Source organism: Thermospira aquatica (assembly GCF_023525255.1).
GTDB lineage: Bacteria > Spirochaetota > Brevinematia > Brevinematales > Thermospiraceae > Thermospira > Thermospira aquatica.
Window position 1 is genome coordinate 1,755,511 of sequence record NZ_CP073355.1, and the last position, 21,451, is coordinate 1,776,961.

The 21,451-nt window shown below is 42.5% G+C and carries 21 protein-coding genes; 20 read left to right on the forward strand and 1 reads right to left on the reverse strand.

Annotated elements, in window-relative coordinates; all coding sequences use genetic code 11:
* The first annotated feature begins 21 nt into the window (after positions 1 to 21).
* From clpP to KDW03_RS08440, 7 genes are all read left to right on the forward strand, one after another.
* Positions 22 to 603, forward strand: coding sequence for an ATP-dependent Clp endopeptidase proteolytic subunit ClpP (gene clpP / locus KDW03_RS08410; protein ID WP_271434637.1), 582 nt, complete (start codon positions 22 to 24; stop codon positions 601 to 603).
* 62 nt (positions 604 to 665) lie between these two features.
* Positions 666 to 1,901, forward strand: a complete 1,236-nt coding sequence (gene clpX / locus KDW03_RS08415) for an ATP-dependent Clp protease ATP-binding subunit ClpX (protein ID WP_408648368.1) — start codon at positions 666 to 668, stop codon at positions 1,899 to 1,901.
* Between the two features lie 12 nt (positions 1,902 to 1,913).
* Complete coding sequence (gene lon, locus KDW03_RS08420) at positions 1,914 to 4,265, forward strand: endopeptidase La (protein ID WP_271434639.1); 2,352 nt, start codon at positions 1,914 to 1,916, stop codon at positions 4,263 to 4,265.
* 96 nt (positions 4,266 to 4,361) lie between these two features.
* Positions 4,362 to 5,066 carry a HEAT repeat domain-containing protein gene (locus KDW03_RS08425; RefSeq protein WP_271434640.1) on the forward strand — a complete coding sequence of 235 codons (705 nt, stop codon included), beginning with the start codon at positions 4,362 to 4,364 and terminating at the stop codon, positions 5,064 to 5,066.
* Between the two features lie 69 nt (positions 5,067 to 5,135).
* Positions 5,136 to 5,849, forward strand: coding sequence for a tetratricopeptide repeat protein (locus tag KDW03_RS08430; protein WP_271434641.1), 714 nt, complete (start codon positions 5,136 to 5,138; stop codon positions 5,847 to 5,849).
* Positions 5,850 to 5,862: 13 nt separating this feature from the next.
* Positions 5,863 to 8,079, forward strand: coding sequence for a methyl-accepting chemotaxis protein (locus tag KDW03_RS08435; protein WP_271434642.1), 2,217 nt, complete (start codon positions 5,863 to 5,865; stop codon positions 8,077 to 8,079).
* A 63-nt stretch (positions 8,080 to 8,142) separates the two neighbouring features.
* Positions 8,143 to 10,356, forward strand: coding sequence for a methyl-accepting chemotaxis protein (locus tag KDW03_RS08440; protein WP_271434643.1), 2,214 nt, complete (start codon positions 8,143 to 8,145; stop codon positions 10,354 to 10,356).
* A gap of 102 nt (positions 10,357 to 10,458) precedes the next feature.
* Here the strand turns inward: KDW03_RS08440 and KDW03_RS08445 are convergent, their stop codons facing one another.
* Positions 10,459 to 10,641, reverse strand: coding sequence for a zinc-ribbon domain-containing protein (locus tag KDW03_RS08445; protein ID WP_271434644.1), 183 nt, complete (start codon positions 10,639 to 10,641; stop codon positions 10,459 to 10,461).
* Positions 10,642 to 10,863: 222 nt separating this feature from the next.
* Between KDW03_RS08445 and KDW03_RS08450 the strand changes: the two genes are divergently transcribed.
* Genes KDW03_RS08450 through purU form a run of 13 tightly spaced genes read left to right on the forward strand, consistent with a single transcriptional unit; the run spans position 10,864 to position 21,443 of the window.
* Positions 10,864 to 11,754 (forward strand): hypothetical protein, encoded by an 891-nt coding sequence (locus KDW03_RS08450; protein ID WP_271434645.1) that lies wholly within the window; start codon positions 10,864 to 10,866, stop codon positions 11,752 to 11,754.
* Complete coding sequence (locus tag KDW03_RS08455) at positions 11,744 to 12,550, forward strand: CheR family methyltransferase (RefSeq protein WP_271434646.1); 807 nt, start codon at positions 11,744 to 11,746, stop codon at positions 12,548 to 12,550. Before KDW03_RS08450 ends, KDW03_RS08455 begins: the two co-directional genes overlap by 11 nt.
* Positions 12,537 to 13,649, forward strand: coding sequence for a chemotaxis-specific protein-glutamate methyltransferase CheB (cheB, locus tag KDW03_RS08460; protein ID WP_271434647.1), 1,113 nt, complete (start codon positions 12,537 to 12,539; stop codon positions 13,647 to 13,649). The genes KDW03_RS08455 and cheB overlap by 14 nt, the downstream gene beginning before the upstream one ends.
* A 55-nt stretch (positions 13,650 to 13,704) precedes the next feature.
* Entirely contained in the window at positions 13,705 to 15,966 is a 2,262-nt protein-coding gene (locus KDW03_RS08465) for a chemotaxis protein CheA (protein WP_271434648.1), read from the forward strand.
* Positions 15,950 to 16,465 carry a chemotaxis protein CheW gene (locus KDW03_RS08470; RefSeq protein ID WP_271434649.1) on the forward strand — a complete coding sequence of 172 codons (516 nt, stop codon included), beginning with the start codon at positions 15,950 to 15,952 and terminating at the stop codon, positions 16,463 to 16,465. Before KDW03_RS08465 ends, KDW03_RS08470 begins: the two co-directional genes overlap by 17 nt.
* Positions 16,466 to 16,474: 9 nt before the next feature.
* Positions 16,475 to 16,651 (forward strand): hypothetical protein, encoded by a 177-nt coding sequence (locus KDW03_RS08475; RefSeq protein WP_271434650.1) that lies wholly within the window; start codon positions 16,475 to 16,477, stop codon positions 16,649 to 16,651.
* Positions 16,614 to 16,940 (forward strand): chemotaxis protein CheX, encoded by a 327-nt coding sequence (locus KDW03_RS08480; protein WP_271434651.1) that lies wholly within the window; start codon positions 16,614 to 16,616, stop codon positions 16,938 to 16,940. Before KDW03_RS08475 ends, KDW03_RS08480 begins: the two co-directional genes overlap by 38 nt.
* Positions 16,941 to 16,954: 14 nt before the next feature.
* Positions 16,955 to 17,377: a response regulator gene (locus KDW03_RS08485; protein ID WP_271434652.1), complete on the forward strand. Its 423-nt coding sequence runs from the start codon at positions 16,955 to 16,957 to the stop codon at positions 17,375 to 17,377.
* Between the two features lie 36 nt (positions 17,378 to 17,413).
* Positions 17,414 to 18,364 carry an ROK family protein gene (locus tag KDW03_RS08490; protein ID WP_271434653.1) on the forward strand — a complete coding sequence of 317 codons (951 nt, stop codon included), beginning with the start codon at positions 17,414 to 17,416 and terminating at the stop codon, positions 18,362 to 18,364.
* 1 nt (position 18,365) lies between these two features.
* Positions 18,366 to 19,409, forward strand: coding sequence for a hypothetical protein (locus KDW03_RS08495; protein ID WP_271434654.1), 1,044 nt, complete (start codon positions 18,366 to 18,368; stop codon positions 19,407 to 19,409).
* Positions 19,391 to 19,720: a Smr/MutS family protein gene (locus tag KDW03_RS08500; protein ID WP_271434655.1), complete on the forward strand. Its 330-nt coding sequence runs from the start codon at positions 19,391 to 19,393 to the stop codon at positions 19,718 to 19,720. Before KDW03_RS08495 ends, KDW03_RS08500 begins: the two co-directional genes overlap by 19 nt.
* Positions 19,717 to 20,532, forward strand: coding sequence for a tetratricopeptide repeat protein (locus KDW03_RS08505; RefSeq protein WP_271434656.1), 816 nt, complete (start codon positions 19,717 to 19,719; stop codon positions 20,530 to 20,532). Before KDW03_RS08500 ends, KDW03_RS08505 begins: the two co-directional genes overlap by 4 nt.
* A 56-nt stretch (positions 20,533 to 20,588) precedes the next feature.
* The gene (gene purU / locus KDW03_RS08510; protein ID WP_271434657.1) at positions 20,589 to 21,443 is read left to right on the forward strand and encodes a formyltetrahydrofolate deformylase; all 855 of its coding nucleotides are present in this window, start codon (positions 20,589 to 20,591) and stop codon (positions 21,441 to 21,443) included.
* Positions 21,444 to 21,451 lie beyond the last annotated feature (8 nt).

Here is a 21,451-nt window from a genome sequence, read left to right on the forward strand (position 1 = left end):
TAAATTTTTAAGGAGCAGAGGATGTTGGTACCAATAGTGATTGAACAAAGTAACCGAGGAGAACGAGCATTTGATATTTACTCAAGACTCCTCAAAGATAGAATTGTTTTTTTGGGTTCGCCTATTGATGATGAGGTGGCAAATCTTGTGATTGCCCAACTTTTATTTCTTGAGGCAGAGGATCCCGAAAGGGATATCCACCTCTACATTAATTCGCCAGGGGGTGTTGTTACCGCAGGGCTTGCTATTTATGATACGATGAATTTTATCAAGTGTGATGTTTCGACAATTTGTATCGGACAGGCTGCTTCTATGGGTGCTGTATTGCTTGCTGCAGGTGCCCCTGGAAAACGTTACAGTCTTCCTTTGTCAAGAATTATGATCCACCAGCCCTCGGGAGGAACTCAAGGACAGGCAACGGATGTCCGGATTCAGGCAGAGGAAATGCTCCGGATTAAGGCTACTCTGGACCGGGTGCTTGCCAAGCATACGGGACAACCAATTGAACGTATTGAGAAGGATACCGATAGGGATTTCTTTATGTCTGCAGCTGATGCCAAGGCGTATGGTATTATAGATGAAATTATCGAGAAAAGGGTGTAAGCATGTCGGACAATAAAGAAACCTCCACAAAGAAACAGACAAAAAAATGTGCACTTTGTGGTATGTCCCTTGAGCATTTTAAGGGATATGTTTTTGAGTCTGTGGATAGGGCAAATGTTTACGTTTGTCAAAATTGTATCCAGAGCTGTTATGCTTTAATCGAGAAAGATCAAAAAAGGAAAATGACTACGTTGGACTTGCGACGTCTTCCTACTCCCCAGGAGATCAAGGCTTTTCTTGATCAGTATGTTGTGGGACAAGACAAAGTCAAAAAGATCCTCTCGGTTGCAGTGTATAATCACTATAAGCGCATTCTTCACCATCATGGGGAGTATGATGAGCTCTCTGAGGAATCAGTTGAGCTCGAGAAGAGTAATGTATTATTGATTGGTCCTACAGGAAGTGGAAAGACGTTGCTTGCAAAAACTCTTGCTAGACTCCTGCAGGTGCCTTTTGCTATTGCGGATGCTACTACGCTTACGGAAGCGGGATATGTGGGAGACGATGTAGAAAATGTTCTTCAGCGCCTTATTTTGAATGCCGGCGGAGGGATGGTGGAGCCTTCTTCTCCGGAGTTTTCTCAGGTTATTGCTCGGGCAGAGATGGGTATTGTCTATATTGACGAAATCGATAAAATATCTCGTAAAAGCGAGAGCCCTTCCATTACCCGGGATGTATCGGGTGAAGGGGTTCAACAGGCACTGCTGAAGATTGTAGAGGGGACAGTGGCTTCTGTTCCCCTTTTTGGTGGTCGAAAACACCCTCAGCAATACAATCCACTCATCAATACCACGAATATTCTCTTTATTGTTGGTGGGGCTTTTGTCGGTTTGGATGATATCGTTCGTCAGCGAATGGCTAAAAAAGAGATAGGTTTTCGTGGACAAAATGCTTTGAAGATGGAGACTTCTGAGATTTTGTCACATGTAACCCCTTACGATCTCGTAAAATATGGAATTATCCCTGAGCTTGTTGGACGTTTGCCGGTGATTGGTGTTCTCAGTGAATTAACCGAGGAAGAAATGAAACATGTGCTTCTCGACCCCAAAAATTCTCTCATCAAACAGTATCAATATCTCATGGCTATTGACAATGTGAGACTTGAGTTTACTGATGAGGCAATTGATGCACTCGTTCAGAAGGCTATCCAGAGAAAAACGGGGGCTCGAGGACTTCGTTCGGTACTTGAAGAGGCCATGTCTGATATTATGTTTACCGTGCCCTCCCTTTCAGGGATCAAGAAGTGTATTATTACCAAAGAAATGATTACAGAGAACGCCCAACCTATTTTTGAATAGTAAGGAGGATATGTGGCTGATAAAGAGAGACTTCCTATTATTCCGTTAAAAGGGGTGGTAGTTTTTCCCCATATGGTTGTTCCTCTTATTATTGGACGTCCAAGTTCCATGCGTGCTGTTTTGTACGCGTATGAGAACAATACCAAGGTTTTTCTAGTAGCGCAGAAGGACAAACAGATAGAGACCCCAACTCAAGAAGACATGTATAAAGTTGGTTGTGTGGCTACCATTATGGAGCTTCTTCATCTTCCCAATGGGCTTGTGCGAATTGTGATCCAGGGTGAGCAGCGTGCTGTAGCGATGAATCTTCAATATCAAGAGGTGGATGAAAATGATTTTCCCTGGGCTGAGGTGGTTCCTGCCGAGCTTTATGTTGCTAATGAAACAGAGATTGAACCGCTTTTTCGGAGTCTCAAGGATGCTTTTTTTGAGTATATTGAGGTCTCAGACAAGATTCCAAAAGATACTTTGTTTGCTGTGACAGCCATAGAAACACCAGAAAAACTTGTCGATGCGGTGATGGCAAATATATCTGCTTCCGTGGAAGAGGCACAGGCTATCCTGGAGGAAAATAATCTCAATGAACGCCTTACGAAGGCTCTTGCTCTGGTAAAAAAGGAGATAGATATTGTGCGTCTGGAGCAGGATATTAACCAGAGGGTTCAGAATAGACTGGAGAAGCAACAAAAGAAATATATTCTCAATGAACAACTCAAAGAGATACAGAGAGAGCTTCACGATACCGAAGGGGAGGAGAGTGAAGAAGGAACCCTCCAGGAACTTCGGGAGAAAATGAAAGGGAGAAACTATCCCGATGAAGTGAAAGAAAAAATTGAAAAAGAGATGGATAAACTAAGAAAAATGCCTACATCTTCGCCTGAGTATCCGATGAACTACAACTATGTGGAGTGGATTATAGAATTTCCCTGGAATATCTACACTCAGGACAATAAAGATATTACTCTGGCCGAGGAGGTATTGGAAAAAGATCATTATGGTCTCAAAGAGGTAAAGGAAAGAATCCTGGATTTTATTGCCATCCGCCAGTTGAATCCTCAATCCAAGGGGCCTATCCTGTGTTTTGTGGGTCCTCCTGGTACAGGGAAAACATCTCTTGCTCAATCTATAGCTCGTGCTTTGAATAGGAACTTTGTTCGGTTTTCTCTCGGAGGAGTGAGGGATGAGGCCGAAATCAGAGGACATCGTCGTACCTATATTGGGGCTTTGCCAGGGAAGATTGTTCAATTAATGCGGCGAGCTGGCTCCATGAATCCTGTTTTCTTGCTGGATGAAGTGGACAAGATGAGTATGGATTTTCGTGGGGATCCTAGTGCTGCTCTTCTTGAGGTTTTGGATCCGGAGCAGAACCATGCCTTTAATGACCACTATTTTTCACTGGATATAGATTTGTCGTATGTGTTTTTCTTAACCACGGCAAATAATGTATACAACATTCCAGAACCTTTACGAGATCGTATGGAGATTATTGAAATTCCAGGCTATACAGAACTCGAGAAAAAAATGATAGCGAAAAATTTTCTTTTACCCAAGCAATGCAAGGAAAATGGTCTGGGAGATGTAAAAATCCATATTCCTGATGAAGAGATCCTGCAGATTATTCGGGGGTATACCCGTGAAGCAGGGCTGAGAAGTTTGGAGCGTCATATAGGGAAAATCGTTCGTAAAGTAGCAAGAGAACGGGTAAAAAAAGAATTTTCTCGTTTTGTGGTTACACACAAAAAGCTTGAGCAATATTTAGGTATACCACGGTATGATTACACCAAGATGCAAAAAGAGCCAAGAGTTGGTGTGGTGGCGGGAATGGCCTGGACCGAAAGTGGGGGAGATGTACTGTATATTGAATCTACCATTTTCAAGGGCAAAGGCAATCTCATTCTCACCGGAAATCTTGGAGAGGTGATGCAGGAATCAGCAAAGATTGCTTTCTCGTATGCTCGCTCTATTGCAGATCAGTATAATATCCCTGCCAAAAAGTTTGAGGATAATGATCTCCATATTCATGTTCCTCAAGGGGCAATACCGAAGGATGGTCCGTCAGCAGGTATTACGATGCTCAGTTCTATTGTATCAACTTTTTCGGGGAGAAAAGTGCGGCATGATATTGCTATGACAGGTGAGCTTACATTAAAGGGAGATGTTCTTGCTATAGGAGGGCTTCGTGAAAAGTTGCTCGCCACTAAAAGAGCAGGCATCTATGAGGTTATTATTCCCAGACAGAACGAGAAAGATATTTCAGATATTGCGGCCGAGATTAAAAAGGATCTTACCATTCACTATGTGGAAAAAGCTATAGAGGTATTGGATCTCATATTTCTTCCTGAAGAGAATGTAAAAAATACTTAAGTTTTATGCTTCTAGAAGTCGATAGATATTTTTGATAGAGAAGCATGATGGGTTTTTGGAACATATCCTAAATTGGGAAAAGAGAGGAGGCAGAATATGAGAAACCGTATTGTATCAGCCTTTTTGCTGTTGATTGTGGGGTGGGTGTTTGCAGCGCATAATGTGACAGAAGAGTATATTAATTCATTGGGAGCTGAGTCTATCGATCAATTGATGGTAGCTGCAGCATTGGAGGATCCTAATGATGTTCCTATCAAAATAAAGGCTATTTTGCGTTTGGGTGAACTTAAGGCCAAAGAGGCTGTGCCCGTTCTTATTGATGCTCTCGGTTATGGTTCGGAGACTATTATTCGAGTTGGGGGGACGAGGAAAATCTACACCTATCAGGTGCGTTTGGTTGCAGCCAAGGCACTGGCTCAAATAGGGGATGAAAGAGCTGTCCATGCTCTGGCGTCTCGTGCTTATCAAGATGAGGACCCTATTGTGAAAAGAGCAGCAGTTCAGGCGCTTGGTCTTATGGGAAATAAAGCAAAGGATAAATATGTTCTTACTGTTTTGTATGATCTGCTTGATAAAACTCCTGACAACGCGCTGGTTGCTGATATCTGTGAAGCGCTTGGAAAGATAGGGGATAAATCTTCTTTTGTGTATCTTTTACGAGTGACCCAGGGACCATATCTTAACTCGGTGAAAGAAGTGGCTCAAAAGAGTATCACCCAGATCAAATGGAACGAGCCCAATGTTTTTGAAACTGATAAAAGTGGCGGGGGCTCAGGAACCCAAACTCCTTATACGAAGTAATAGATACACCAATAAAAAAGGGGCTAGCTCTTGTTAGCCCCTTTTTGTTTTTAATTGCAGAGGGGTGCTATGGCATTAAAAGAGGAACTTCGGAAGGAAGTTGAAAGGATTCATCAGACTTTTATTAAGAAGAGGCAATTTTCTGCGGCGATTGAGGATCTGGAACATCTCAAGGAACAGTATGGTATGGATGATGTTCTGGCGTATTATTTAGGGTTGTGTTATGCCAATATAGGTAAGCGTGAGGAAGCCAAACGTTATCTTGGCCTTATTAATAAATCAAAACAGCTTACTCTGATTCAGCAAATGCAGACGTGGATGCTTTTGGGGTATATTGCTACGGAAGAGGGCAATTTTCCTGTGGCTGAGGAGTATTTGAAGAGGGTGATCGAAACCAATCCTCAGAGTTCTATGGCGTATTCCAGTTTGGGTTATGTTTATTTTGAAATGAAACGTTATGATCAGGCTATACTTCATTTTCGTAAGGCCATTCAGTTAAATCCGAATAATGCTGGTGCTCACAATAATCTTGGCTATACGTATGCAGAATTGGGGATTAATCTAGGTGAGGCTATAGCAGAATGTCGCAAGGCACTTCAGCTTTCTCCAAAATCAGCGGCTTATTACGATAGTCTGGGTTGGGCATATTATATGGCAGAGGATTATGAAAATGCTGTGATCTATCTTCAAAAGGCTCTGGATTATGCATCACCTCAACAAAAAACGTTGATTACGGAACATCTCCAGAGGGCTTATAAAAAAAGAGATCAAGGAAAGCGGTAGGAAGGGGGGAAAGATGCGAAGGGTGTGGGTGGTGGTATTGTTTTTTCTTAATTTTTCTTTAATGGCTGCTTTCTCGTTTGAGATTCCTCTTTTGGAAAACTGGCGGTATACGTATGGGGATAATGTTGTATATAGTCACGAGGAGTATGATGATAACGAGTGGATGGTGGTACAGTTTCCTACTACAACCTTTCGTTTTGAGGGTATAAGTGTTCCTTATACTTGGTTAAGAAAACGTTTTTTTGTTCCTGAGAGGTTAAAGGGTAATCGTTTGGGGCTCTATACGGGAAGAATTCATGATGCTGTGGAGATCTATCTCAATGGTGTTCTTATAGGCGTTTCTGGAAGTCAGCCTCCTCAGCGCTATTTCGGAACGCCTCATGCTCCGCGTGGATTTTTATTGCCTGAGGAAGTGTTGCGCTATGGTGGTACAAATCTTTTAGCTATTCGTGTTTATACGCATAAAACTCAGGGAGCTTTTGGAGAAATATTGGTGGCCCCGTATCAAGAGGTTCTTGAACGTGTTCATCGGGAGAGTTTTTTGGGGTTGGGTATTCCTCAAGTGGTAACTATTGTTTCTCTCTTTATGGTGTTGTATTTTCTCTTTTTATTCTGGAAGAACCGTGAAAAAACGTATCTCTTTTTGGCTATAGGAGCCTTTTTTATCGGAATTTATTACATGGATATTTATGTTGAGTATCTGCCGATAGACTATCTTCTTAAACAGAAGATAGCTTTTTCTGGTTTGTATTTGTGTTTTATATTTTTTATTCTTTTCTTTCATAGTTTTTATGGATTTCAAAGAAAATGGCAGGAAATGTTGGCGTTTATTTTTGGTGGGGGGAGTGTGATTGCAAATTTTCTTATGCCTGATTTTCCAATGTGGGAGATGATCATGGGATCAGTAGTTCAACTGGTCTGGGTGCTTCCAGCGGTGTTGTATATTCTTTGGGTGAATCTTTCTGCCGTGTTTCAAAAAAAAACATATGCTTTTTTGATGTTTGTAGGGGCTTTTTTTGCCATTTTCTTTTCTCTGAGGGATTCTTTTGGTTTTATTCTTCGCATGTGGGCACGTTACTGGACGTCATCGTGGGGGATGCTTCTTTTTTCAGTTTCGATGTTTATATCGATGGCGCTTCGGGCTGCGGATATTCAGAAGGAGAGTATGGAGAAGGAGGAAAAGTTGAGGAAGCAAAAGGGGGAACTGCAGGAGGTGCTTGAGAAAACGGAGCAGGTTGTGGTGGAGCTTGGGGAGACGAGTCAGGAGCTTGATCGGGAGATATCGAGTGCCAGGATGGCGATGGAATATGTGATAGATCTTTCGAGGGAGATGAGGGGGGAGTTTCAGAGGGAGGCTGAGAAGCTGAGGGAGAGTGCGAGAGCGACGGCGTTGGTAGCTGGAGGGATGGGGAATGTGATGCAACGTTTGGAGAGGGAGAACCAGCTGATTCAGAGGGGGATGAAGAGTTTTGATGAACTGGTGAGGTCCATAGGGGAGATGGTGGGAGAACTCAGGCAGTTGAAGGATGTTATGGGAGGGTTGAAGGAAGGGGTATTGTCACTTGGGGAGCAGACGAAAGCGTCGCAGGGTGCGCTTGAGGAGCTTTCTGGGCGGGCGGAGAATGTGTTTGTGTTATTGGGGAATATTCAGAAGATAGCGGATGATACGAATACGCTTGCGATCAATGCGGCGATACAGTCGGCGCATGCTGGGGAGTATGGGAAGTCGTTTGCGATAGTTGGTCAGGAGGTAAGGAATCTTGCTTTGAGTGTAGCGAGGTTAGCGGAGACGGTGACGAGTGAGGTACAGGAGATGAATAATGAACTCTCTGGTGTGCAGGCGCATTTTGGGAGGTTGGAGCAGGAGTTTGGTCGGACGTTAAAGGAGCTTGAGAGGGTGGAGGGGCTTCTTGGGGTATTCCAGGAGAGGCTTGAGAAGCAAAGGGAAGGTTCTCAGAATGTAGTCATGACGATACAGGAGCTTGATAAGGTAGTGGGTGGGCTTTTGATGGATCTTGGGAAGCAGAAGGAAGATGTTCAGGAGTTTGTACGGACACTTGAAAAGACGGAGAAGCTTTTGGAAGCATTTATGAGCAAGCTGGATTCGCAGCGTGAGAAGGAGGAGAAAGTCTTGCAGGTGATGGAGAGTCTTTCGGGTCTTTCTCAAAAACACAAAGAGATTGTTGCCAGTTTGACTGACGTGGTCATTGGGAAAGAGGGAAGGGGATAGGTAGGTGCGGATAGGAAATGGGGGTGTCGTTGAAAAGATAAGGGAATGGAAAGGGAGAGTAATATGCGGTGGTTAGGAATCATCTTTTTATTTTTTGCAAGGATTTCCTTGCTAGCGGCTTTTTCGTTTGAGATTCCTCTTTTGGAAAACTGGCGGTATACGTATGGGGATGATTCTCGTTATCGTGAAGTGGACTATAATGATTCTCAGTGGCAAACTGTTCAATTCCCTACAACCTTTTTTGTTTTTGAGGGTCAAGAGAATCCTTATACCTGGTTTCGTAAACATTTTTTTGTTCCTGAGAGTTTAAAGGGTAATCGTTTGGGTCTCTATACTGGAAGAATTCATGATGCTGTGGAGATCTATCTCAATGGTGTTCTTATCGGGGTTTCTGGAAGTCAGCCTCCGCAGCGCTATTTCGGAACGCCTAATACACCACGTGGTTTTTTATTGTCAGGTCAGATTCTCCGTTATGGAGAGACAAATCTCATAGCTTTACGTTTATACACACACAAAAAAACAGGTTCTTTTGGGAAAATTGTCATAGCACCATATCATGAGGTGTTTCAGCGGGTACGCTTGGATTATTTTTTGGGGATAGGAATTCCTCAAATTGTGGCGGTAATTGCCCTTTTTATGCTTGTCTATTTTTTCTCTTTGTTTTTAAAGAGTCGAGAAAACTATTATCTTTTTATTGGCTTTGCTATGTTTTTTATAGGGGTTTTTTATTATATAGATCTCTGTGTGGAATATCTTTCTTTTGTTGATTATCTTACGAAAACCAAGATTGCTTACATGGGTTTGTATCTGGCGTTGGTATGTTTTATTTTGTTTTTTCACAGGATATATGAGACGGGAAAAAGATGGATTGAAGTTTTGGTGATAGGCATAGGAATCGTATCGATTGTGGTCAATTTTGTGGTTTCAGATTATGCCTCTTGGCAAATGGTGACCACTTCTGTGATGCATCCTTTGTGGGTACTTCCAGCAATGTTGTATATCCTAGGGATAAATATTTGGGCTATGTTTCATAAAAAACCGTATGCTATTTTAATGGGGGGTGGCTTTTTCTTTGCAGTTTTCTTTGGTATTCATGATTCGATGAGATTTATGCTTAACATGTGGATGCGTTACTGGACGTCATCGTGGGGGATGCTTCTTTTTTCAGTTTCGATGTTTATATCGATGGCGCTTCGGGCTGCGGATATTCAGAAGGAGAGTATGGAGAAGGAGGAAAAGTTGAGGAAGCAAAAGGGGGAACTGCAGGAGGTGCTTGAGAAAACGGAGCAGGTTGTGGTGGAGCTTGGGGAGACGAGTCAGGAGCTTGATCGGGAGATATCGAGTGCCAGGATGGCGATGGAATATGTGATAGATCTTTCGAGGGAGATGAGGGGAGAGTTTCAGAGGGAGGCGGAGAAGCTGAGGGAGAGTGCGAGAGCGACGGCGTTGGTAGCTGGAGGGATGGGGAATGTGATGCAACGTTTGGAGAGGGAGAACCAGCTGATTCAGAGGGGGATGAAGAGTTTTGATGAACTGGTGAGGTCCATAGGGGAGATGGTGGGAGAACTCAGGCAGTTGAAGGATGTTATGGGAGGGTTGAAGGAAGGGGTATTGTCACTTGGGGAGCAGACGAAAGCGTCGCAGGGTGCGCTTGAGGAGCTTTCTGGGCGGGCGGAGAATGTGTTTGTGTTATTGGGGAATATTCAGAAGATAGCGGATGATACGAATACGCTTGCGATCAATGCGGCGATACAGTCGGCGCATGCTGGGGAGTATGGGAAGTCGTTTGCGATAGTTGGTCAGGAGGTAAGGAATCTTGCTTTGAGTGTAGCGAGGTTAGCGGAGACGGTGACGAGTGAGGTACAGGAGATGAATAATGAACTCTCTGGTGTGCAGGCGCATTTTGGGAGGTTGGAGCAGGAGTTTGGTCGGACGTTAAAGGAGCTTGAGAGGGTGGAGGGGCTTCTTGGGGTATTCCAGGAGAGGCTTGAGAAGCAAAGGGAAGGTTCTCAGAATGTAGTCATGACGATACAGGAGCTTGATAAGGTAGTGGCTGGGCTTTTAATGGATCTTGGTAAGCAGAAGGGAGAGGTGCAAGAGTTTGTGAGGATACTTGAGGAGACGGAGAAGCTTCTTGGGGCATTTATGAGCAAGCTGGATTCGCAGCGTGAGAAGGAGGAGAAAGTCTTGCAGGTGATGGAGAGTCTTTCGGGTCTTTCTCAAAAACACAAAGAGATTGTTGCCAGTTTGACTGAGGTGGTCGTTGGGAAAGTGTGAAAAGAGGGTAATAAAAAAGGCGCTCTTTTTAAGAGCGCCTTTGGGATTACGGGACTTTGTCTTCTATAAGAGTCAGGTGAATCAGGATCCCGTCAGGCATCCCTACCACCTGGAAGAACCGCCACCAAAGGAACGATTGTTTCGCTGTTGTTTCCTGGCCCTACGGCAATCAGGACAGCGTGCGGGTTCATTTGTGAACCCCTTTTCCTGGTAGAAAGCCTGTTCACCTTCTGTAAAGGTGAATTCTTTCCCACAATCCTTGCAGGTGAGAATTTTGTCTGGCATAGACCCTCCTTTTGAGTTAGCCAAAATTTGAGAATCAGCAAATGATGGCTAAGTCAAAGACACTCACCTGCTGTTCACGACTATAGTATACGGTATTTTTTCAAAAAAGTAAAGTTTTTTTGTGCTCTTTTCAAAAATTATTTTTTTGTTTTTCGATGTTTAAAATGGAAAGTTTTTTCCCTTTTTGTCGATATATATTTATCATAGAGAAAGGAGTTTTTCATGCAACTATCTATTAATGGCGAGATTGTTGATGTTACTCTCGAGGGAGAAAAAACCGCTTGGGATCTTGTGATGTCTCTTACGCGTATTCTTGCAGAGGAAGACAGAATTATTACAGGAGTAACGATCAACAATACTTTTTATTCCAGTGATAATGATGTTTTAGAGCAGATACCTGTTGAGGAAATTCAGGATATTTCTTTAGAGGTGGCAGAAAAACGTGAGGTTGTAAAAACGTTGCTTCAGAAGTCACAGGAAATTTGTATATCGGTAGCACAGGATCTTCAGGGGAACGGATATGCCCATGTCGCTCAATACAAAGAGATCATGGAATGGATCCTTGAGGTTCTCGAGATTGTCCATGCCCTGTCTCCTGTAGAGATGGTAGAATCTTCTTTGATTCGTAACACAATTTTGGAACTCATCAAGTATTGGCAATCTGATAACAAAGATGAAAAAGATATTCCTCAACTCGTTCAGGTTATGCAGAGTTTATCTCAGTATTTTGAGTTGTTGATGTCAAAAGTGGTACTTCCTGTGCAGATAGAGCGCGAAGAGCTTGAGAAGGCATTGGATGAGCTCCTTGAGATGTTGCCTCAGATCTCAGAGAGTTTTCAGCTGGGTCATGATAGGATAGCGTTTGAGAAGATCTACCAGGTTGTAGCGATTCTTGAGTCGGCTATTTTGTATCTGCGGCAGCATGCCGCTGATTTTGCAGGACGGGATGATGAGATTGAAAATATGGCCCAAGGAATGAATGCTCTTCTTTCCGATATCGTGGCAGCGATTGAAAAATCCGATCTTGTTTATCTGGGAGATTTAATGGAGTATGAACTTCCAGAAAAAATAGAGCTTTATCGTTCAGTAGTATGGAGCTCGGATGGAGATTGATGTTGGTGTTCTGAAGGAACTTGCTTCTCTGGTTTATGAGGTGAGCGGTATTGTGTTTAAAGATTCTAATCTTACTGTGCTTGAGAGTCGGTTGAGAACGAGGATTAATGAGAAACACTGTTCCCCTCGTGAATATATCCAGATTCTCCGGACGAATGATCAGGAACTTCGGGATTTTGTGGATTTTGTGACGACGAATTTTACCAGTTTTTTCCGTTATCCGCGACATTTTGAGATGTTACGGACAGAGATTTTGCCCAAGGTAGTGCAAAAAAGCTCCGAAAAAAAGATTACGATCTGGAGTGCAGGGTGTTCCACAGGAGAGGAACCCTATTCTCTCGCTATAACGCTGGATATTTTTCTTCGGGAGAATGAGATGTTTGATTGGGAGTATGCTGTTATAGGTTCGGATATCAGTCTTCAAAGTCTTTTTGTGGCAAAAGAGGGGGTTTTCCCTGAAAAGGCTTTTACAAAAGTGCCAGAGGATCTTGTTCAAAAGTACTTTGTGAAAACCTCTAAAGGATACCAGATAGTTCCTGAGATAGCGAAACACATTCGTTTTGATTATCACAATCTGATTTATGATAATGGACTTCGGGATATTCCTGTGGTTTTTTGTCGAAATGTCTTGATTTATTTTGATCTTGCTGTACAATTGAAAGTGCTGGAAAATATTCATCGTGCCATGAGAAGTGGAGGTTTTTTGTTTATAGGACATTCTGAGAGTTTAATAAGGATTACCAATATGTTTCATCCACAGAGTTTCTCACAAGGGGTAGTGTATGTCAAATCGTAAGATACGAGTCTTAATTATCGATGATTCGGTTTTGATTCGTAAGTATGTCACACAAATCTTGTCAGAAATTAATGATGTGGAAGTGGTCGGAAGTGCACCAAATGGCAAGATCGGACTCCAGAAGATTTTTCTCTACAAACCGGATGTAGTGATTCTGGATATTGAGATGCCTGAGATGAATGGTCTTGAGGTTTTGCAGTATTTGAAAGACAAAGTAGAAACAAAAAATAGGCCTCATGTGATTGTGTTCAGTTCTGTAGTGGGTGATGGAAGTCCTACAACATGGGAGGCATTGAGTCTTGGTGCTAAGGAGATTATGCTTAAGCCTGATTCACCGATTTATCAGAACCTGGAGGAGGTAAAAAAAGAATTTCAGCTCAAGATAGAAGGTCTTTTTTATCAGTTGGGGACTTCGAAGTCCGAAGTAAAACCAGTTGAAAAGGAAGAAGACCGTCTTTTGGAGGGTGTTCGAACTTCCCTTGTTGGAGTCAAAGAAGTAATGAAACAAAAGCCTATTGTGCCTCGTTTGGTAGCCATAGGTTCATCCACGGGGGGACCAAACGCTATACGTTCAATCATGGAACATCTTGGAGAACTTTCTGTTCCTATGGTGATAGCTCAGCATATGCCACCTCTTTTTACAGGTGAATTTGCGAAAAATCTTTCTTTAGCCTATCGTCGTCCAGTGAAGGAACTTACAGAGGGAGAAAAGCTTCAACCAGGTTTCATCTATGTCTGTCCGGGAGGCACTCATGCTAGGATTGATAAAGATGGCGACGATCTTGTGTTTCATAGGGACGAAAAAAATTACGAGGAATTTTTCTTTAAACCTTCTGTCGATATTTTCTTTAAGTCTATAAAAGAAGCCGTGGGGAACCGAGTAGTAGCTGTGGTTTTGAGTGGAATGGGAAAAGATGGTTCTCTTGAGGCACCAAGTCTCAGAAAATTGGGGGCTATTGTCCTGGCTCAGGATAAGGCTACGTCGGTGGTTTGGGGGATGCCAGGGAACGCTGTTAAGAGTGGCGGAGTGGATGTGGTTTTGCCTATTCATGAAATGGGGCAAGCAATAACTATGCTTGCAGGGAAAAAAGATGTGTAAAAGTTTGAGAGATTTTTTGTTTTATTTTATACTATAAGGGGAGTGGCTGGAAAGAATGCAAGAAATTTCTCAGGAACTTGTTGCTGACTTTATGAATGAGGCTTTTGAGCTTGTCCAAAAGATGGAAAATAGCTTGCTTGTTCTTGAAAATAATCCTACGGATAAAGCTGCAGTGGCTGAGATTTTTCGTGCAGCCCATACGATCAAGGGTGGAGCTGGAACTATTGGTTTTACAGAGATTAAGGAATTTACTCATAAGGTAGAAGATCTTCTGGATCGTGTGAGAAAGTCTGAGATAGCTGTTACACCAGATCTGGTTTCTTTGTTGCTTCGCTGTAAGGATGTGATTGAAGGAATGCTTGATGCCCGCCAGAATGGGGATGTCTATGTTGGAGAATTGGCAGAAGATATCATGAAAGAACTAGGGGAGTATCTTGGTAAACAACCCCCTGATCCCACTGCTTCCTCACAAGAAGGTAAAACATCCAACCAATCAGAAGGGAAAGCTTCTTTGTCCTATCTGACAGCGTATGAACGATCGGTGATCCTGGAATTTCTTCACCAGAATTTTCCTGTGTATGAATTGTGGTATGTTTTTAATGAAAATTATGAAATGAAAGATGTTTCGGCTTTTCAGATTTATGCTCTTGTGGGGGATTTTGCTCAGATTATTCGTATGGAACCGTCACTTGAAATTGTCGAAAAAGAATTTCGTCCTGATTTTCGATTGGTTGTTATGACGGATAAGGATGAGGATTTTATCCGTCAAAAAACCTTCATGAAGGATCTGGTTACAAGTCTTCAAATACGCCGTATTAGAAATAATGATATTGAAAATCTTGAAACTCAAATTATGAAAGGACAATCTTTGGAGACTGCCCCGTCAGTTACAGAGATGGAAAAGTCTTCTCTTCCCCAGCCCTCAGAAAATCCATCCAGTAAAAAAACGACTCTTTCTTCAGATGCTCAAGAATCCGTGAGGATGAGTACCACGCTTCGAGTAGAGAGTACACGTATTGATGAGTTGATGAATTTAGTCGGTGAACTTGTGATTAACAAGTCTCTTCTTCATGAGATTTCGCAGATGATGGTGAAAAGCCATAGTAATATAAGGCTTTTTTTCAAATCTTTTTTGTCTGGTATTGCACTCTTGCCACTAGATGAGAATATCGAAACCAATAGGGAGTTGAACTATCATCTTCGTGAGGATTTTCATCAGCTTGAGACATCTCTTGAACAGTACCAGGAGATTCTGCAGCGATTTAATCAAATATCATCTGCTTTGCAGGAGAATGTTACAGGGCTAAGAATGGTGCCTATCCAGCAGGTGTTTTCAAGATTTCCACGGCTGGTGCGTGATCAGGCCCAAAAGCTAGGCAAGCAGATTACTCTCGAGATAGAGGGAGTAGAGACAGAAATTGATAAGGGGATGGTGGATGATCTCTTTGATCCTCTGATCCATATCTTGCGAAACAGTATTGACCACGGGATAGAAAAACCAGAAGAGCGAGCAGCTAAGGGTAAATCTCCACAGGGGAAAATCCTTTTACGAGCGTATCATGAGGGGGAGAATGTTTATATTGAGGTGAGTGATGATGGCTTGGGGATTGATATTGATCGTGTGAAACAAAAAGCGATAGAAAAAGGTCTTATCTCTTCAGCGACTGCTGAAAACCTTTCAGCCAAAGAGGCTTTGGCGCTTATTTTTTTACCAGGTTTTTCCACTGCCCAGGAGGTCACAGAACTCTCTGGCCGTGGGGTTGGAATGGATGTGGTGAAGAAGAAGATCGAACAACTTGGTGGAAGTGTTTCTCTCTCTACAGCCAGGGATAAAGGAACAAAAATTCAAATTAAACTACCTCTGACTCTTGCAATCATTCAAGGACTTCACGTTCTTATATCAGGGTTCTCGTATATTCTCCCTATTGTATCGATTGATGAAACAATGATTGTTCAGCCTGAGGATTTGGTAGACATTGAAGGAGATCCCCATATTAATGTGCGAGGAGAATTTGTTCCTGTGTTTTCACTGAGACGGTTTTTCTATCATGAGTCGGAATCTTTCCGTTCTTCTTTTTACTGTATATTGGCAAAACAGGGTGAAAAACATTATGGGCTTGTGGTTGACGAGATTGTGGGTGAACAGGATGTGGTGATCAAGCCTTTTAACAATCGTCTTATCAAGAGTCCTGGTATTTCCGCAGGGACAATTATCGGAAATGGGAACATAGGGTATATTGTGGATCTCAATGGGGTGATTCAGTCTTATAAGGATATTGTGGGGCAAAAAGGAGAAAACCATGGAAATTCGCAATAAACGTGTTAGTGCTGAAGAGACGACTGTTCTTCAGAAAGTGTTAATGCAGTGTATTAGTTTCTCCCTGGGAGAACAGTTGTATGCTCTGAGTATGGACGCTGTGGAAAGTATCCTTTTTGCAAGGAAGATTTTTCTCCTTCCCAATACCCATGATAAGCTTTTGGGGGTTTATAATCTGCGAGGAAATATTATTCCTGTGTATAGTTTGCGCAGGTTATTATCTTTGTCTGATCCCTATCAGGGAAGTCGAATAGTCGATGAAGATGATCGTTATGTGATTGTGGTGAAGTATCAAAGGAATACTTTTGGGCTTATGGTGGACACAATTTATAAGCATCTTGAGGTTCTGGAAAATGAATTTCAGGGTGGAGATCACATCGCTCGGTGGTCTGAGCATGCGGTGGTTTCAGGCGTGATCCTGAAACAGGAACAGGAGATTTTATTTATTGATATGGATAGACTTTTTTTGTATATTTCATCGCTTCAAGAGAAAAAATAAGGAGGCAGTATGCGCATAGAGTACATTAACCCTTTTGTCGAGGCTGCGTTTGATATTTTAAAGGAAGTTTTTCAAACAGAGGTAAAGCGAAGGCAACTTTACCTTAAGAAACTTGGTGAATCTATGAAGGGTGTGGCGGTGGTGATTGGTGTCACCGGGTCAGGTGAATGGTCGTGTGGTGTTTGACATGACAGAAGAAGTTGCTATTAAGCTGGCTTCTCACATGAACGGGGAAACCTTTCGTACGATGGACAAGATGGTGATCTCCACTATTGGAGAACTGGCGAATATGATCACAGGACGTGCGGTGACACGACTTGAAAAGGAAAATCTTGCTTTTCATTTTAGTCCGCCGACGATGATTACAGGAAAAGACCTTACTGTTTTTGAACAGGGGGATATGGAAGCACTGATTATTCCTGTAGAGATGTCTCTTGGTATTATTGAGATTAATGTTGCTTTTAAAGAATCGTAAAAAAGGAGGAGCATATGGCTATTATATTTGATGAGAACGGACTCCCAACAGGTCGAAAGGTAGGTGGCGGTCATTACCGGGTTTTGATTGTTGATGATTCTCAGTTCGTGATTAAACATCTTTCACAGATTTTTATGTCCAGGGATTTTGAGATAGCTGGTACAGCTACAAATGGGCGAGAAGGTGTTGAACTCTACAAACAGCTCTATCCTAATGTGGATCTGGTGACACTTGATATCACTATGCCTGAAATGGATGGGATTGAGGCTCTCAAAGAGATTAAGGCAATAGATCCCAATGCGACCGTGGTTATGGTAACAGCTATAGGAACTGCGGAAGCTGTTAAGGAGGCGATTAAGCTTGGAGCAAAAGGATATCTTGTAAAACCTATCGATCGGGAAAAGGTGATTGAGCGCCTTGCGCAGATTTTAAAGTGATGGGACATTTGCGAGCAACGGGAGGAATAACTAACTATGGAAGTTTTTTTGGGCATTGATATGGGAGGTACAGCTATTAAACTTGGGCTTGTGTCTCGAGAAGGAAAACTCCTCAAGAGTTTTCAGGTTCCTACAAGGGCAGAAACACAGGATAGACAGGTGATTGTTGATAACATCAAAAATGCTATACGTTCTGCTCTGGGGGGATGGGAAAAGGTTTTAGCGATTGGTATCGGTGTCCCTGGAGGGGTGGATAAGAAACATGGTATCATTCGTTTTATGCCAAATATTCAGGCACTTGAGAATTATTCTCTTGCCGAGGATCTTGAAAAAAGTTTTGGTATGCCAGTGGCTATTGATAATGATGCCAACAATGCTGCAAGAGGGGAGTATGTTTTTGGTGCAGCAAAGAAATATCAGGATTTTGTTTTGATCACTTTAGGAACAGGAATTGGTGGAGGGATTTTTATTCGCGGGGATATTTATGGAGGTGTGGCAAACTTTGCTGGAGAGGTTGGCCACATGAAGTTAGTTCCCGAAGGAAGGACCTGTGGATGTGGGCTCAATGGGTGTTGGGAGGCATACGGTTCGGCTACGGCAATGATCAAACGCGCACAGGGGTTGGTGGCAATGGGTAAGAAGACGAGTCTATCCAGTGTACCAGAGATAAATGCAAAGGTTATCTTTGACGAGGCGAAAAAGGGGGATGAGATTGCTCTTGAGGTGGTAGAGGAGGTATGTCACTATCTTGGTATCGGGATTGCCAACCTGATTCATCTTTTTAACCCTGAGGCGGTTGTGGTAGGAGGAGGGGTTTCTCAGGCCGGGGATTTTCTCTTTGAACGGTTGAGACGCTATACTTCTCTTTATACGAAAACGGAGATGTTTGAAACCTGTACTATCGTGCCGGCAGCACTGGTAAACGATGCGGGGGTCATGGGTTCAGCAGCACTTGCGATCATGACGTTGGAACACTGGGGTAAATAGCATGTGGAGACCGGTTTTTTTTCTTGTCTTTTTGTGTGTTGGTCTTGGCTGGTCTCAGGTTATCCTGGACCTCAGAGGATACCGGTATACTGAAATTTTTCCCTGGATTCTGAAAACCAATAGGATATACGATGCGATTTTTATTGATACTCCGTTTAAGGGATATTCTGGGAGATTTTTCCCGACGGAGGAGGTATATGATTACACTGATCTGGGGGAAAAAAACCAGAGAGGAAGTGTAGTGACGTTTCTTGGGAGCCGGGAAGAGTTTGATCAAATGATGATGTGGGCAATAAGCAACAAACTTCCGGTTTATGTGCGAGTGAGGCTTTTTCAACAGAGGGTTGGTTTTTTGACCAATGTCTGGGAAGATGCAGATTTTTATCCTGATTACACGGTTGCTTTTGATCGTTTGCAGACCTCCAAAAAACTCAAAGAGATTGTTGCCTTATTGATGCGAATGCCGGTAACTTTTTGGGTAGTGGATATTACTGGTCTTGAGAAGACCTATCAGAAAAAGGCCGCTCAATGGGTGAGAGAGAATTTTGCAAAGGCATTTGTCATGGGTGATGGGGAAGAGTATGTTACCTTTTCGTCAATGCCTTTTTTTCGATGGAGAAGGGAAATAGAAGAAAATGGCAGGGTGAGAGAACCTGCTTGGACATGGAACGGAGTGTATGTTTTACCTGAGGAAAATATGTCAGCTGCCGGTGTCATGTATTACTTTTTGGCTCGACAGAAAAGAGTGCCTATCGTCATAACACCGGGAGTGGTATCGTTAGTCGAGAGGTTGGAGAAGGCATCTCCTGCCCACTGGGGTAATCTTCGTTTGATTTATGCTGCCTCGGATCACCTATGGGGAGTTTCCTCTGAGGGAGTTTTTTCGTTTTACATGGGTCAGAGTGTACGTTATACAAATTATTCTCTGCCGTTGAGTGGGAATCTTGTGAGTTATTTTGGTTCTCCGTATCTTCTCAAAACACCGGGTGGTGTTGAGGGGATATTCTTGCCCGGGAGTTTTTCGTTATGGACGATCGAAAAGTAGCCGAAGATATTTTTTTAAAGGCTATAGAAGATATACGGTTTGTGCCACCAAAGGAGAAAAAAGCGGAACCTCTTTTTTCGGAAAAAGTTTTTACTGTAGATTTCCATGGTCTTTCTCTCCAAAAAGCGCTTCAGAGGCTTGATGATATTCTTGAAATGAAGAGAACGAAAAAGATTAAAGCTGTGACCATCATTGTTGGAAAGGGGGAGCATTCGCCTACAGTGTTTCCTGTGGTGGGGAGAGCCGTAGAGGCTGTGTTGATAGAAAGGGGGATTACCTATCGTTATGAAAAGGGAGTTATTTATCTATGAAGTGGTGGAAAAATGTATTTCTTGCGAGTGTATTGGTTGGATGTAGTCGGTATTATACCTTTGATCGGTATTATGACGAACAAAACTGGCAACAGGCCAAGGAGATTCTGGAGAATATTTCTGAGAAAAATACAGATGCCTACCGTTTACGGTTGTATCGGATCACTTTTCGTTTGGCTCTGGCAGGAGATTCCCAGGTTCTTGAAAGGTTAAAGCTTCTTCTTGAAAAAGAAGATCCACGATTTAGAGGGTATCAGGAGTTTGGTCGTTTGTATCTGTCGTTTGTAAATGCTTTGCAATCCGGTGATTTTGAAAATGTCCTTGGGTTGAAAGAACCCTTTTCACGTTTTCCTGAGGAATTTCAGCCCTATGCTGCTCAGATTTTTGGGATAGCCCACCTTATGAAAAATGAAGCAGAGGAGGCAAGAAAGTATCTCCAGAAATCATATATGATGGAGCCCATGCAGGATACCTTGTACTTTTTAGGGCAGGCTCATCTCATGTGTGGGAGTGAGCAGGATGCTGTAGCCACCTGGAAACAGGTAATAGCTGCAAAACCAGGCGGGAAACTGGAAGCCATGAGTTATTTTCAACTCGGGGAACTGGAATACAATAAAGGAAACTTTTCCCAGGCTCTTGAGTGGTATTTTGCGGCGGTAAATCTTTATCCGGAATCTGAAATATTTGTGGATAAGATAGCTTTTTGTTACCAGAAGATGAAAAATAAAAAACTCAGTGAAAAGTTTCGCAAAATTGCTCTCAGGATCAATCAGGATTATGCTACAGCATGGTTTTATTTGAATTTTAATTAAGCTTGAAAAGTTTGTATGTTTTCGCTATACTACTATGAAGAAAAGAGGAGATGAGGATGAGCGGAACAGCGATTCTTTTACTTTCTTGTCCTGATCAGAAGGGAATTGTCGCAGAGATTGCAAGTTTTATTTATCAATATGATGGTAATATTGTTCATTCTGATCAGCATACCGATGTTGAAACCAATACGTTTTTTATGCGGATTGAATGGGAACTGGAAGGGTTTCGTATTCCCAGGGAAAAGATAGCCCAGGCTTTTAGCTTTATTGCAGACAAGTTTTCTATGGATTGGAGGTTGGTTTTCTCTGATGAAGTGCCGAGAGTGGCGATCATGGTTTCTAAGTTTGATCATTGTTTGTATGATCTTTTACTGAAATGGCAGTCAAAAGAGATAAAGATGGAGATTCCTTTGATCATCAGCAATCATGAAGATTTAAGACCTGTGGCGGACTATTATCATATCCCATACTATTGTTTTCCTGTAACTCCAGAAACGAAAACAGAGGTGGAAAGAGAGGAACTGAAAATTCTTAGGGAATATACAATAGATACGGTTGTTCTGGCAAGGTATATGCAGGTGTTGTCAACAGATTTTATTCGCGAGTATCCAAACCGTATTATTAATATCCACCATTCGTTTTTGCCTGCTTTTGTGGGAGCAAAGCCTTACCATCAGGCATATGCGAGAGGAGTAAAGATCATTGGAGCCACAAGTCACTATGTGACCGAAGAGCTAGATAATGGTCCTATTATTGTTCAGGATGTGATCGCGGTGAGTCATAGGGATAGTATCCATGATATGATTAACAAAGGAAAAGAGGTAGAGAAAAGGGTACTGAGTCGCGCGGTGAAGTTGCATACGGAGAATAAGGTTCTGGTTTTTCACAATAAAACGGTGGTGTTTGATTAGGGAGGAAG